General features: G+C 61.6%; 15 protein-coding genes and 1 tRNA gene. 14 read left to right on the forward strand and 2 right to left on the reverse strand.

The features are described 5' to 3' along the window. Window positions 1-21: 21 nt before the first annotated feature. Together WFJ47_RS11280 and WFJ47_RS11285 are read left to right on the forward strand one after the other, a co-directional pair. Window positions 22-309 carry a BolA family transcriptional regulator gene (locus WFJ47_RS11280; RefSeq protein WP_127102539.1) on the forward strand — a complete coding sequence of 96 codons (288 nt, stop codon included), beginning with the start codon at window positions 22-24 and terminating at the stop codon, window positions 307-309. Continuing rightward, the gene (locus tag WFJ47_RS11285) at window positions 306-929 is read left to right on the forward strand and encodes an outer membrane lipoprotein carrier protein LolA (RefSeq protein ID WP_336763063.1); all 624 of its coding nucleotides are present in this window, start codon (window positions 306-308) and stop codon (window positions 927-929) included. Before WFJ47_RS11280 ends, WFJ47_RS11285 begins: the two co-directional genes overlap by 4 nt. Here the strand turns inward: WFJ47_RS11285 and lipB are convergent. Next, entirely contained in the window at window positions 872-1,597 is a 726-nt protein-coding gene (gene lipB, locus WFJ47_RS11290) for a lipoyl(octanoyl) transferase LipB (RefSeq protein WP_336763064.1), read from the reverse strand. The two genes, WFJ47_RS11285 and lipB, sit on opposite strands and share 58 nt — an antisense overlap. A 57-nt stretch (window positions 1,598-1,654) precedes the next feature. Here lipB and WFJ47_RS11295 point away from each other — a divergent pair. The 9 genes from WFJ47_RS11295 (at window position 1,655) to WFJ47_RS11335 (ending at window position 7,817) form a co-directional block, all read left to right on the forward strand. After that, window positions 1,655-1,740, forward strand: a tRNA-Leu gene (locus WFJ47_RS11295). A gap of 289 nt (window positions 1,741-2,029) precedes the next feature. After that, window positions 2,030-2,905 (forward strand): UTP--glucose-1-phosphate uridylyltransferase GalU, encoded by an 876-nt coding sequence (gene galU, locus WFJ47_RS11300; protein ID WP_127102536.1) that lies wholly within the window; start codon window positions 2,030-2,032, stop codon window positions 2,903-2,905. A gap of 8 nt (window positions 2,906-2,913) precedes the next feature. Further along, entirely contained in the window at window positions 2,914-4,335 is a 1,422-nt protein-coding gene (gene pgmG / locus WFJ47_RS11305) for a phosphoglucomutase/phosphomannomutase PgmG (RefSeq protein WP_336763066.1), read from the forward strand. 8 nt (window positions 4,336-4,343) lie between these two features. Beyond that, a complete protein-coding gene (locus WFJ47_RS11310) occupies window positions 4,344-4,508 on the forward strand; it encodes a DUF3553 domain-containing protein (RefSeq protein ID WP_408868652.1) in 165 nt (54 codons plus the stop codon). Between the two features lie 16 nt (window positions 4,509-4,524). Beyond that, window positions 4,525-5,304 carry a ComF family protein gene (locus WFJ47_RS11315; protein WP_336763069.1) on the forward strand — a complete coding sequence of 260 codons (780 nt, stop codon included), beginning with the start codon at window positions 4,525-4,527 and terminating at the stop codon, window positions 5,302-5,304. A gap of 9 nt (window positions 5,305-5,313) precedes the next feature. Further along, entirely contained in the window at window positions 5,314-5,574 is a 261-nt protein-coding gene (grxC, locus tag WFJ47_RS11320; protein WP_336763071.1) for a glutaredoxin 3, read from the forward strand. Next, window positions 5,571-6,008, forward strand: a complete 438-nt coding sequence (locus WFJ47_RS11325; protein WP_127102531.1) for a DUF1178 family protein — start codon at window positions 5,571-5,573, stop codon at window positions 6,006-6,008. The genes grxC and WFJ47_RS11325 overlap by 4 nt, the downstream gene beginning before the upstream one ends. Before the next feature lie 52 nt (window positions 6,009-6,060). Next, window positions 6,061-6,519, forward strand: a complete 459-nt coding sequence (locus WFJ47_RS11330; RefSeq protein WP_336763073.1) for a DUF2147 domain-containing protein — start codon at window positions 6,061-6,063, stop codon at window positions 6,517-6,519. Window positions 6,520-6,554: 35 nt separating this feature from the next. Further along, window positions 6,555-7,817, forward strand: a complete 1,263-nt coding sequence (locus WFJ47_RS11335) for a lactonase family protein (protein ID WP_264814959.1) — start codon at window positions 6,555-6,557, stop codon at window positions 7,815-7,817. Between the two features lie 94 nt (window positions 7,818-7,911). Here the strand turns inward: WFJ47_RS11335 and ubiG are convergent, their stop codons facing one another. Next, window positions 7,912-8,661 (reverse strand): bifunctional 2-polyprenyl-6-hydroxyphenol methylase/3-demethylubiquinol 3-O-methyltransferase UbiG, encoded by a 750-nt coding sequence (ubiG, locus tag WFJ47_RS11340; protein ID WP_336763076.1) that lies wholly within the window; start codon window positions 8,659-8,661, stop codon window positions 7,912-7,914. 157 nt (window positions 8,662-8,818) lie between these two features. Here ubiG and WFJ47_RS11345 point away from each other — a divergent pair, with 157 nt between their 5' ends. From WFJ47_RS11345 to WFJ47_RS11355, 3 genes are read left to right on the forward strand one after another with little or no spacing between them, the layout of a single operon-like run. Next, entirely contained in the window at window positions 8,819-10,066 is a 1,248-nt protein-coding gene (locus tag WFJ47_RS11345; RefSeq protein ID WP_336763077.1) for an aspartate kinase, read from the forward strand. A 2-nt stretch (window positions 10,067-10,068) separates the two neighbouring features. Beyond that, window positions 10,069-11,157 carry a nitronate monooxygenase gene (locus WFJ47_RS11350; RefSeq protein ID WP_336763078.1) on the forward strand — a complete coding sequence of 363 codons (1,089 nt, stop codon included), beginning with the start codon at window positions 10,069-10,071 and terminating at the stop codon, window positions 11,155-11,157. Window positions 11,158-11,159: 2 nt separating this feature from the next. Then, on the forward strand, window positions 11,160-12,545 hold the full coding sequence (locus tag WFJ47_RS11355) for a RodZ domain-containing protein (RefSeq protein ID WP_336763080.1): 1,386 nt from the start codon (window positions 11,160-11,162) through the stop codon (window positions 12,543-12,545). The last annotated feature ends 29 nt before the right edge of the window (window positions 12,546-12,574 follow it).

Raw genomic sequence — 12,574 nt, forward strand, 5'->3', positions numbered from 1 at the left:
CGATGCAAGAAGGGAGTGCTCATGACTGAACTGAAGGAACGCGCGGCCAGAATGAAGCTGCGGCTTGACGAGGCGCTGCAGCCCGAAGCCCTGACCATTCGTGATGACAGCAAGCGTCATGCCAAGCATGCGGCGCGCAATGGCATTGAGGGGGATGAAACCCATTTCACACTGACGATCGTCAGCGCGCGCTTCGATGGCATGAACCGGGTAGCCCGGCATCGACTGGTCAATGATCTGCTGAAGCCGGAATTCGATACCGGACTGCATGCACTTTCGCTCACGCTCTCCACACCGGGTGGGGCATGAAAGGGCAGGCCCTCGTGCAATCTTTCCGCAGGGGGGCAGCGCCCCGACATCTTGTGCTTGTCGCGCTATGCGGCCTGCTCTCAGGCTGCGCGGTAAGGGGGCTGGACGGGCTCTCTCCTGAGCAGAAGAGCGCGGCTCATCGCGTCGAGGCTTATCTGAACCGTCCGGTGATGTTGCAGGGCAATTTCACCCAGGTCGGTCCGCGCGACAATGGCGGCGCGGGGCGCTTCACCTATCAGCCAGGCTCGCTGGCCCTCGACTATCTTTCACCTCACCCCATGACCTTGCGGGCGAGCGGCGCTCATCTGGTGCTCGACGACTCGCAAACTGGCGCCGTGACCCGGCTCAGCCTGTCGCGTAACCCGCTTGGCCTGCTCCTTCACGTGCCTGTGCGCTTTGGCGGCTCGATAAGGGTCACCGATATGCGTCGTGTGCCAGGCGCCAGCCAGATTTCTCTGGCCGAGGCCGATAATCCCTCGCAAGGGCTGCTCACCCTGCGCTTCATCGACCACGACCGGACTCTCGTTCTCTCGACGCTCGATGGGGTGGACGCACGGGGCAATCACATCGTGCTGTCGCTTTCCGATGTAAGTGAGACTGGCGTCTCCCCGAAAAACTGAGTCCAGGTCGACAGAAGGGCGTGATCGAGAGCGTCCATTGAGAGGTCGGGGTTGAACCGCCTGATGCTGGTCACCCCGTATTCCCTGATCCCGCAGGGGATGATCCCCTCAAAATCGGCGAGATCCGGGTCCAGATTGATCGCTATCCCATGCCAGGATACCCAGCGACTGACCCTGATCCCCAGAGCGGCGATCTTGGTTTCCTGACCCGTTATCGGGTCATCGACCCAGACACCGATTCGACCGCATTCGGTCCGCCCCTTGATGCCGAGCATTGAGAGACTGGCGATGATCCATCTCTCCAGGCTTTGAACAAAGGCACGCAGATCACGCGGCGGCGTCGGCCCGTGGGCGCGCTGCAGATCAAGCATCACATAAACGATGCGTTGCCCTGGGCCATGATAGGTCCATTGGCCGCCCCGACCGGCGTCATAGGTTGGCAGGTTTTCCGGGTTGATCAGATCGTCAGCCTTGGCCGAGGTGCCCGCGGTATAAAGACGCGGATGTTCCAGAAACCAGAGCAGCTCTTCTGCTTTGCCAGATCGGATCGCCGCTGCCCTTTCCTGCATGGCGGTCAATGCATGGTCATAGGAAACGAGGTCTTTCTCTCGTTTCCAGGATATTTTCTCAAAAATCGCCTTTTCCGCGATTGCCTGCTCATCACTCATCGGCTATAGCCCCCTTCACACGAGCGGTATCGCCTAGAGCGGGCCGCTTGTCACGATGCGGTCGTGGCGGAATGGTAGACGCGCAAGCTTGAGGTGCTTGTGGGGGCAACCCCGTGGAAGTTCGAGTCTTCTCGACCGCACCATCGGAACTGGATGCACCCCCTCCGGGGGGTGCCAGTTCATCCCCGGTTCGACCGGCTCCCCCAAAAATACGCAAAATGAAATGAACTTTCGTTAACGGTCAGTCTTGTTAACGCATGACGATTCATGTTTTTTTCACCTCTGCCATCACTTTGTCGAAGTCTTGTTGCTAGAGAGTGGTTGCGAGACAGTCGTCGTGTAAGTTGGCACGCGGTTGAAGGGTAAAGGCAAGATCAAATCCCCCTTCGGTCGCTGTTCCATACTCCTACAAAGATCTAAAGGTCGGATAACGTGATCAAGCCGCTCAGAAAAGCAGTACTCCCCGTTGCGGGTATGGGAACGCGCTTTCTTCCTGCAACCAAGGCCATGCCGAAGGAAATGCTGCCGGTCGTGGACCGCCCGCTGATCCAGTATGCGATCGATGAAGCGCGCAAGGCCGGTATCGATCAGTTCTGCCTGATTACCGGCCGTGGCAAGGACAGCCTGATCGATTATTTCGACGTTGCCTTCGAACTGGAAACGACCCTTCGCGAGCGCGGCAAGAATGCTCTGCTGGAAACGCTGCAGCCGAGCTCGATCGAGGCGGGTTCGCTTGCAGCGGTCCGTCAGCAGGAGCCTCTTGGGCTTGGCCACGCCATCTGGTGTGCGCGCTCCTTCATCGGTGACGATCCGTTCGCCATTCTCCTCCCTGATGACATCGTTCAGGGTGAGAAGGGCTGCGTGGCCCAGCTGGTCGAGGTATACAATCAGACCGGCGGCAACGTGGTCGCCGTGTCCGAGGTCCCCAAGGAACACACGAACCGCTACGGCATTCTCGATGTCGGCAAGGATGACGGCAAGCTGGTCGAGGTCAAGGGGCTGGTTGAGAAGCCCAATCCCGAGGATGCTCCCTCCAATCTGTCGATCATCGGCCGCTACGTCCTTTTGCCCGAGATCATGACGCATCTTTCCAAGCTGGAGCGCGGCGCAGGCGGCGAAGTGCAGCTCACCGACGCCATGGCGAAGATGATCGGCCATGCGCCGTTCCATGGGCTGCGCTACGAGGGTACGCGCTATGATTGCGGTGACAAGGCCGGGTATCTGGAGGCGCAGATTGCCTTCGCGCTCGAGCGGCCTGATCTGCGTGAAGCCATGCGTGGGTTCATCAAGAAATACGCCAATGCCTGATGGACTTTATGTTCCGGCATGAGTTCCACCCGACGATCCTGCGAGAATACGATATTCGCGGGATTGTCGGTACGACGCTTTTCGATAACGACGCCCAGGCCCTGGGCGTCGTTTTTGCGTTGATCCTGCGGGAGAATGGCGCCCAGGACGTTGTGGTCGGTCACGATGGCCGCACATCCTCTCCCGCACTGGAGCGCGCTCTGATTAATGGGCTCATTAGCGGGGGAATGCGCGTGCAGCGCATCGGATGTTGCCCCACCCCCATGCTCTATCACGCATCCCATGAGATGGGGGCTTCGGGCGCGATCATGGTGACGGGCAGCCATAACCCTGTGGGTTATAACGGCTTCAAGCTCATGCTGCGCAACCAACCCTTCTACGGTGAGGCTTTGCGGCAGGTGGCAACGCTTCTGGGTCGGGGAGTGGTTCAGACGGCAGAGTCTGGCAGCGTGGCCAATATCGAATCGCTCGACAGCTACTGTCGCGCCCTTCTTTCAGCCTTGCGTGCAAAGGGACGCCCACTGCGTGTGGTGTGGGATAATGCGAATAGCTCCGCAGGCAGAGTGCTCGAGGCTCTGGTCGCGCGCCTGCCGGGAACACATGTCATCCTCAACGCGGAGATAGACGGCAGTTTCCCGGCCCACCATCCGGACCCGACCTTGCCGGAAAACATGGTGCAATTGCGCGACGCAGTGCTTCACCATCGCGCAGATATCGGGTTCGGTTTTGACGGCGATGCCGACCGCATGGGCGTTATCGACGAGCAGGGCAGGATTATCCCTGCGGACATGCTGAGTCTGATCTTGGCGCAGGCGATCCTAGAAGAACGGCCCGGGGCCACGATTCTTGGCGACGTCAAGATGTCACAGGTTCTTTTCGACGGTATCGTCGCGGCTGGTGGAAAAGCGGCTCTTTGTCCGAGTGGGCACTCCGAGGTGAAGAACGCCATGCGCGAAACGGGGGCCGTCTTCGCCGGTGAAATGTCGGGTCACTTCTTCTTCGCCGATCACTGGCCCGGCTTCGACGACGGGCTCTACGCCGCCATGCGGATGATCGACTTCCTGGCACATCAGTCCCGCCCTGTTTCGGTGCTGCATGAAGCGCTACCGCGCGCTGTCGCCACGCCCGAGATCAGATTCGCGTGCCCTGATCACCGCAAATTTCAGGTGATCGACGCCGTGATCGCGCGATGCAGGGCGGGAGGGATGGAGATGACGCTGATCGATGGCGTCCGGGTGCGTGAAAAGGGGGGCTGGTGGCTTCTCAGGGCCTCCAACACCCAGCCAGCCCTTGTTGCCCGCGCTGAGGGACAGGATGAAACGGTCTGCGCGGCGCTTCTGGCGCGGGTCGATGAAATGCTTGCGAGGGTCGGGATCGAGAGGCCGAAAAACAACGATGCTGACCCGGCAGATGCGGGGCACGGCGCATGAAGCACGATGTGAGTTTCTTTGAGCCCGGTCAGTTCGTCTCCCATCCGCATTGCCCTGACTGGGGTATTGGTCAAATTCAGAGCGTTACGGGTCACCGAGTCACGGTCAATTTCGAGAATCAGGGAAAGGTCCTGATCAATACGATGCTCGTTGATCTGGTGGTGATCGAGTGATCGCTCCGCGAGCCTCATGACGCCTTTCCGCAAGCTGGCTCGCGCGGGGCTCGATTTTCTCTTTCCCCCGATCTGTCTTGCATGCAGTGCCGAAACCGGCTCATCAGGGCTTGTCTGTGCTGCCTGCTTCACCGGGCTGTCGCATCTCACCGGTGCGTGCACACGGTGTGCCTTGCCTCTCCCCGCGCCGGATTATGCGGATTCCCGAGGGTATTGCCCCACCTGTGCGCAGTCTCCCCCCCTGTGGCACGCAGCACGCGCGGCTTTCCAGTATGAGGGGACCGCGCGCAGGCTTGTACTTCAGCTGAAATACGCCGATCGGCTCGACATTACGCCGTTCCTCACCAGAGCGATGCAACAAGGCGGGGCGGACATTCTCGCAGAGGCCGAATGCCTCGTGCCGGTCCCGTTGCACAGGCATCGTTTCTGGCACAGGCGCTTCAATCAGGCGGCTATTCTGGCGCGTGTCCTTTCGCGCTTGGCGCCTCAGGCGCGCCTTGTTCCGGATGCCCTTATCCGGATACGGGCGACGAAAACGCTCGCACGGCTCGATCCCGGTGAAAGGCGTCGTGCGCTTGAAGATGCATTCGTTCTTCGCCCGGCTGCGCGTATCCGCGTGGCAGGGCGGCATGTCGTTCTGGTCGATGATATCTTGACCACCGGCGCTACCGCCTCCATCTGCGCATCAAGGCTCCTTCAGGCGGGTGCGCGGCGTGTGGACCTGCTCGTTGCAGCCCGGGCAGTGAAACACGTGGCCTCTGACCCGGGGGGAGACATCATTGACGCAGAGGAGTGATCCCCCAACGTGGCGAAGATCGAAATCTATACCCAACCTGGCTGCCCTTACTGCGTACGCGCGGTGCAGATTCTTGCCTCGAAAAACCTCCCTTTCACCGAAATCGATGCTCCCCATGGCACGCAGGCGCGCCTCGACTCCATCAGTCGTTCGGGCGGGGGGCGCACTGTGCCGCAGATTTTCGTCGATGGGCGCTGCCTTGGGGGCTGCACCGATCTGATGCAGCTGGAATCGACCGGGGAACTCGACAGTATTCTCGCTCAGGAATGATCTGCTATCGCCTGCATTGCCCGACAGGGCATGAATTTGAGGGGTGGTTCCCCTCGGGTGACGCTTTCGATCGACAGAAGGAAACCGGGCTCGTCTCCTGTCCCGAGTGTGGCGCGACGGAAGTATCCAAAAGCCTCATGGCGCCTGCGCTCGCCAGACCCGCCATAGCGCGAAAAGACCCTGCGCCGCTCTCTCCGGTAGATCAGCTGCGCCTTGCCCTGCGTCAGCTGCGGAAAGAGGTTGAGGCGCAGTGCGAAGACGTGGGTGATCGATTTGCCGAAGAGGCGTTGAGGCGTCATGATGCGAACCAGGATGGTGACCGGCAACCGGCGCGCGGCATCTATGGCACGATGAGCGATACCGAACGCGAAAGGCTCGAAGATGAAGGCGTGGACTTTACCCCGGTTCCGTGGATCGATCGCTCGGATAACTGACCGTGTCGCAGGCCGATCTGTCGAACGTCCGTCGGTAGTGCGTTTAACGGTCGTGCGCTGCCTTGTCCTGTTCTCGCTTCTCCTTCTTGCCCTCTCTTCTCCGTCCCGAGATGCCTTTGCCCAGATTGCGGGTAATCCGCCTGCTCCTGAGGAGGGGCTGTGGCTGGCGCAGGATCACGATGGTGTGTTCCAGATTGGACATTGTGGCGATACACTCTGCGGAAGGCTGATCGGCATGCAATATGACGGGCCGGTTCCCAAGGATGTGTGGGGACGTTCACAATGTGGGCTGGTCATGCTGACCGATTTCCGACTAATCAGGGACGAGAACGTGTGGCGGGGGCATATCCTCGACCCGGAGACCGGACGGACCTACGACGCCCGTATCCATGCCGAGTCGTCTGAGGTGCTCAAGCTGCGCGGGTTCATTCTGGGAATCCCCCTCTTCGGCAAGACGCAGACCTGGACCCGTTATCACGGCACGATCGGTCCGGAGTGCAAACTGCCCTGAGCGGGAGGATCGCTCGAGGAGCTTGAGAGCAGAACATGACGACTTCGCTTTCCCGTCGCGGCTTTGCGTTGGGTACATTGGGACTTCTGGGCTGTGGCCACGCGCTGGCACAGGACGCAACGGATCAGGCACCGGCCACACCGCCGCCGCCGCCCAAACCGGTCTCCAAGACCATCTGCTTCGTAGGCGGCTACACCAAGCATGCGCCTCCGGGTGGCGCGGGCAATGGCGAAGGTATTGCGGTGTTCGAGATGGATCGCCAGACCGGCGTTCTGACTCCGGTGACGACTTTTACCGATATTGCCAGCCCCTCTTTCATCACCCTGTCCCATGACAAGCGCTTTCTCTACGCGCTGAGCGAGATCGACGATTTCAACAAGGATGGTGACGGCTCGGTCACGGCCTTCGCGGTGGATCGCAAGACCGGTTCGCTCAAGAAGCTGAATGCCGTCAGCTCCGGTGGCGCGGTACCCGCGCATCTGAGCGTTCACCACTCGGGACGATACGTTCTGGTGGCGAATTACATGGGTGGCTCTGTTGCTGTACTGCCCATCCGTCCCGATGGCTCGCTCGGACCGGCAACCGATGTGGTGCATAATACGGGACCCCGCCAGCCCGAGCGCGCCGCTGACAACCCCCAGGGCAATTTCGCGGTTTCGGATCACTCGGGCTCGCATCCCCACATGATTCAGAGCGATCCGAGCGGAAAGTTCGTAATCGCCGATGATGCAGGGCTCGATCGCGTCTATGTCTGGACGCTCAACCTCCAGACCGGCAAGCTCGTTCCGGCCAAGACGCCCTATTACGACATGACGCCGGGCAGTGCTCCCCGTCACTTCCAGTTCAACCGCTCCGGCAAGCTGATGTATAATCTGTGCGAGCAGGACTCGAAGATCGTTGTCAGCGCCTTCGATCCCCAGACCGGGGCAATTAACAACCTGCAATCGGTCAGCACGGTCACGTCGCATTTCCGGGGCAGCACCTTGGCTGCAGAGATCCTGATCTCAGCGGATGACCGTTTTGTCTATGCGTCGAACCGACTTGGTGACTCGCTGGCTGTGTTCAAGGTTGGGGAGGATGGAACCCTGACCCTGCAGGACGAAGCCTGGATGCATGCCGATTACGGCCGTGCCATGATGTTCGACCCCTCGGGCAGCTTCCTCTTCTGTGCCAATCAGCGCAGCGATGCCGTGACCTCGTTCCGCATCGACAAGGCCAGCGGCCAGCTCGGATTTACCGAGAACTTCACACCGGTGGGCAGCCCGACCACCTTTGCTTTCATGGATACCGAAATCTGAGGGTCATGCGGCGCGTACCGGGAGATCATCTCCCTATGCGCTGCAGGGGAAAGGGGACACCAGCTGGGTTGTCCCCTTCGATCCCGGAGGGCCCTCAATCCCTTACGAACATCGTGATGTAATTGATGCTTGTATCGCGTGTGATGCGCCAGTGCATCGGGCGATAGCTCATCCCGGCCACGTCGATCATGCGCAGACCGACCGCGCGACCCATTTTGTGCAGCTCATCGGGTTTGATGAATTTCTGCCAGTCATGTGTGCCCACCGGCAGGAGCCGCGCAATATATTCGGCTCCGATCTTGGCAACGGCCAGCGAGAGCAGCGTGCGATTGAGCGTGGACACGGCGATCAGACCGCCCGGACGCGTCAGGCTGCGCAGTAGACCGAGAAATTCCTGCGGGTCATTGACGTGCTCGATCACTTCAAGCGCCGAGATGGCATCGAAGCTCTGCCCCTCCCGCACCAGCGCCTCGGCGCTGCCATTACGATAGGTGAGGGGGCCGGAATTATCGGGGAGCGGATGCTCAGCCAGATGCGCCTGAGCCGCGCGGATTCCCTCTGGAGAGGCGTCGAGCCCGAGAACGTCATGCCCCATGCGCGCATAGGCCTCGCTCGCAAGGCCTGCACCGCAGCCGATATCGAGTAGAGAAAGCCGACCGCCCCGTAGCCCTACCAGTCGGCGAAGATGGGCGTTGACCCATTCCGTACGCATCGGGTTCATATCGTGCAGGGGCTTCATGGGGCCTTTGGGGTCCCACCACGTGGCGGCCAACTGGTCGAAATGGGCGATCTCGCGATCAGAGACGGAAGAGGCTGCGTGATCCGGCATTGTGGTTCCAGGCATACAGAAATGGGTCCGTTGTTCCAGAGTATCTGGACGGCGCGATCTGGACTTAGTATGTGACCGGCCTTTCCTTGCGCAACATCGCAGGCTGGAAAATCCTTCCCCGGCGCTCTGTGATTGACCGCTTTCTGCTACGTACGGAGCCAGGTGCACAATTATGACGTCTTCAGACCCGTGCCCAACCCGGATCGTCATGAAGTTTGGCGGTACCTCTGTCGCTGATCTGGACCGCATTCGCGCCGTTGCCGAGCGCGTGCGCAAGGAGCGTGAAAAGGGGCATCAGGTCGCGGTGGTGGTTTCGGCCATGGCGGGCGTCACCAATCAGATGGTCGGGTATGTGAATGCGCTCGATCCGATGGCCGATGCACGCGAATACGATGCCGTCGTCGCCAGTGGAGAGCAGGTCACGAGCGGTCTCACAGCCATTGCGCTCCAGGCGCTCGGCGTTCCGGCCCGATCCTGGCAGGGCTGGCAGATCCCCTTTCGTACCGACGAGGCGCACGGCAAAGCCCGTATTGGCGATGTGGAAGGCGCGGCGTTGATCGCCTGCATGGAGCGGGGCGAGGTGCCAGTCATTGCCGGGTTCCAGGGTGTCGCGCCGGGTGAGCGGATCAGCACGCTGGGTCGTGGTGGCTCCGATACCTCGGCTGTCGCCGTGGCGGCGGCCATCAAGGCCGATCGTTGCGATATCTATACCGATGTCGATGGAATCTACACCACCGATCCGCGTATCGTAAAAAAGGCCAAGAAGCTGGATCGCATCACCTTCGAGGAGATGCTCGAACTGGCTTCGGTAGGGGCCAAGGTACTCCAGACGCGCTCAGTCGGTCTGGCCATGAAAGAAAAAGTGCGCGTGCGCGTGTTGTCGAGTTTTGAACCCGAGACGGAGCTCTCGGGATCGCTGGTGGTGGATGAGGACGAGATGATGGAAAAGGAACTGGTCACGGGGATCGCCTATTCTCTGGACGAGGCAAAGATCTCAGTCAGCCGCATTCCGGACCGTCCGGGCATCGCCGCCGCCATTTTCAGCCCCCTGACCGAGGCGCGGGTGAATGTGGACATGATCGTCCAGAGCGTCGGCTCCGATGGCTCGACCAACATGACCTTCACCGTTCCCAAGGGCGACCAGGCGCGCGCGCTCGCCGCGCTCGAGGCTGCGCGAGCCGATATCCAGTATGGCGAGATCCACACCGCCAATGACGTGGTCAAGATCAGCGTCGTGGGCATTGGTATGCGCTCCCATTCCGGCATGGCCAGCACCATGTTCCAGACCCTTGCCGAGCGCGGGATCAATGTGCAGGTGATCTCCACCAGCGAGATCAAGATCTCGGTGCTGATCGACGCCGAATACATGGAACTCGCCATGCGCGCCCTGCACACGGCTTACGGGTTGGATGGGGAATGAGCATGACCGACACTGATCAGGCTCAGCAGCAAGCCCGTCAGAAAGCCCGCGCAACGCTTGAGCGCCTCTGGACACCGGGCTGCGCCTTTCTGGGCGCCCCGACCGCCATTCTCGGCGGCGCGATGTCGTGGGTGAGCGAGCGTAATCTGGTCTCCGCCATTTCGAATGCTGGCGGTTTCGGTGTGATCGCCTGCGGTGCGATGAACCCGGATCGTCTGGCCGAGGAAATCGCCGCGACCCAGGCCCTGACCGACAAGCCTTTTGGCGTTAATCTGATCACGATGCATCCCGAGCTGGATAAGCTCGTCGATGTTTGCGTCGAGGCTAGGGTTGGCCATGTGGTTCTGGCCGGTGGCGTGCCCAGCGGCGCGACCATCAAGCAGGTGCGCGACGGTGGCGCGCGGGCAATCGGTTTCGCCCCGGCCCTCGCGCTCGGCAAGCGCCTGGTCAAGCAGGGGATCGAAGCGCTCGTGATCGAGGGGTCGGAGGCTGGCGGTCATGTCGGTCCGGTGTCCCTCAATGTGCTGGCGCAGGAGATCCTGCCCCATATCCATGATGTGCCGGTTTTCGTGGCAGGCGGTCTGGCCCGTGGCGATGCAGTGCTGGGCTATCTCGAGCAGGGGGCCTCGGGCGCGCAGCTCGGAACGCTCTTCGCAGCGAGCAGCGAAAGTATCGCTCATGAAGCCTTCAAGAAGGCCTTTGTGCGCGCCTCGGCCCGTGATGCGGTCACCTCTAACCAGATCGATGAGCGTTTTCCGGTCATTCCGGTGCGCGGCTTGAGCAACGCGGGAACGCGTCGTTTCATGGCACACCAGGCGGCTACGCTGACGCGCTTCACCTCCGGCGAACTCACCAAGGAAGAGGCCCAGCTCGAAATCGAGCATTTCTGGGCGGGCGCCCTGCGTCGTGCAGTGATCGAGGGCGACGTGGAAGAGGGCTCGGTCATGGCGGGTCAGTCGGTAGGTATGGTGAAGGCCGTACGCCCGGTTGCCGAGATCCTGCACGATCTGGTTGAGCAGGCCGTGGACGCGCTGGTTGCAAGAGAGGCCCGTTGCGGGCATCTTCACCCCACAGAGACCGCAATCGGGTAATCATGCCAGAGAAGACGACAGACCGTATTCCGGGATGGCAGGGCGGCAATGCCGAGGGCGCGCGCGGCCTCGGGGCCGATTTGCGCGCCAGGCGCGATGAGCTCGGCTGGGCCTTGCCAGATGTGGCCAACTGGCTACGTATTCGCGAGACCTACCTGCGCGCGCTCGAGGAAGGCAATCTGTCGGTTTTTCCGGGCAGCGCCTACGCGTTGGGCTTTCTACGCAGCTATGCTCAGGCCCTGGGTATGGACCCCGATCAGGCCGTGGCGCGTTTCCGGCAGGATGCCCGTGGCGCGCTGGCGGCCAAGCCCGAGTTGAGTTTTCCTGAGCCCGTCTCCGAGCGTGGCGTGCCGGTCGGGCTCTGGGTCGGCGCGGGGCTGGCCGTCCTGGTCGGGACCTATATCGGCTATTATCACTTCTTTGGCGCTGATCCCGCCCCGACCCATCAGATGCCGCCAGTGGCGGAGATCATGCCCGGGGTCACGCAGCATGGCACGACGTCGCCGCAGATTGCGGCGGTCATGCCCGATCGGGGGCTTGCTCCGTCCCCTCAGCTTGCCCCAGCCCAGACGAATGCCGCGCAGGCGGGAACTGGACAGGGAAACGCGGCCAGTCCGGATAATGCCGGGAATGCCGTTCAGGGCGCGGCGAATCAGCCCGGTGCCGTGCCGCTTCCAGCCAATGCCATACCGGCTGAGCAGAATGGCCAGCAGAGCGCAGCCTTAACCCCAGCGCCCGCTACTGTCGCTCCGCCGCTACCGAGCACCGGAATGACTCCCTCGAACGCGACGACGCCCGCTGTCCCGGCACCCGCGGCCGCTGCCACTCCGGATACCGCTAATCCCGTGACGACGACTGCAGCGTCACCCGCTGCGAACATGATCGTTCTTCATGCGGGCGCAGATGCCTGGGTGTCGATCCGGGACAAGAATAACGCGACCGTTTTTAGTCGGGTGCTGAAATCGGGCGAGACCTGGCAGGGGCCGGAAGAGAACGGCCCCTACCATATGACGCTTGGCAACGCGGGCGGCCTGACACTGAGTGCCGGCGATGTCACCACGGCCGCACTGGGGCGCGTCGGCGCAGTACGTCGCAATCTGACGGTTACGGCTGACGCGATCCGCTCGGGCCAGTTGGGACAGGAGGGCAGCGTTGTCGCGGCCCCGATGCCCGGCAACGTGTCCTCGGGTCCGGCGCAGGGCCTGCCGGGTCAGGGCGCTCTGCCGCAGCACGATGAGACGCAGAATGGCGACACCTCACGCGCGACGGGTGCTTCTGCAGCCTTGAAAAAGACGGGTGCCGCACCAAAGGTTACGGCAGCCGAGCATGAGTCCGAGACGGACCGGCTCAATCGAAGCCAATTGGAAAAGACGGCGCAACCGCGCTAACAAGACGGGCAGAGCGCCCTCGATCAATC

This window comes from Asaia sp. VD9, assembly GCF_037150015.1.
Lineage (GTDB): Bacteria > Pseudomonadota > Alphaproteobacteria > Acetobacterales > Acetobacteraceae > Asaia.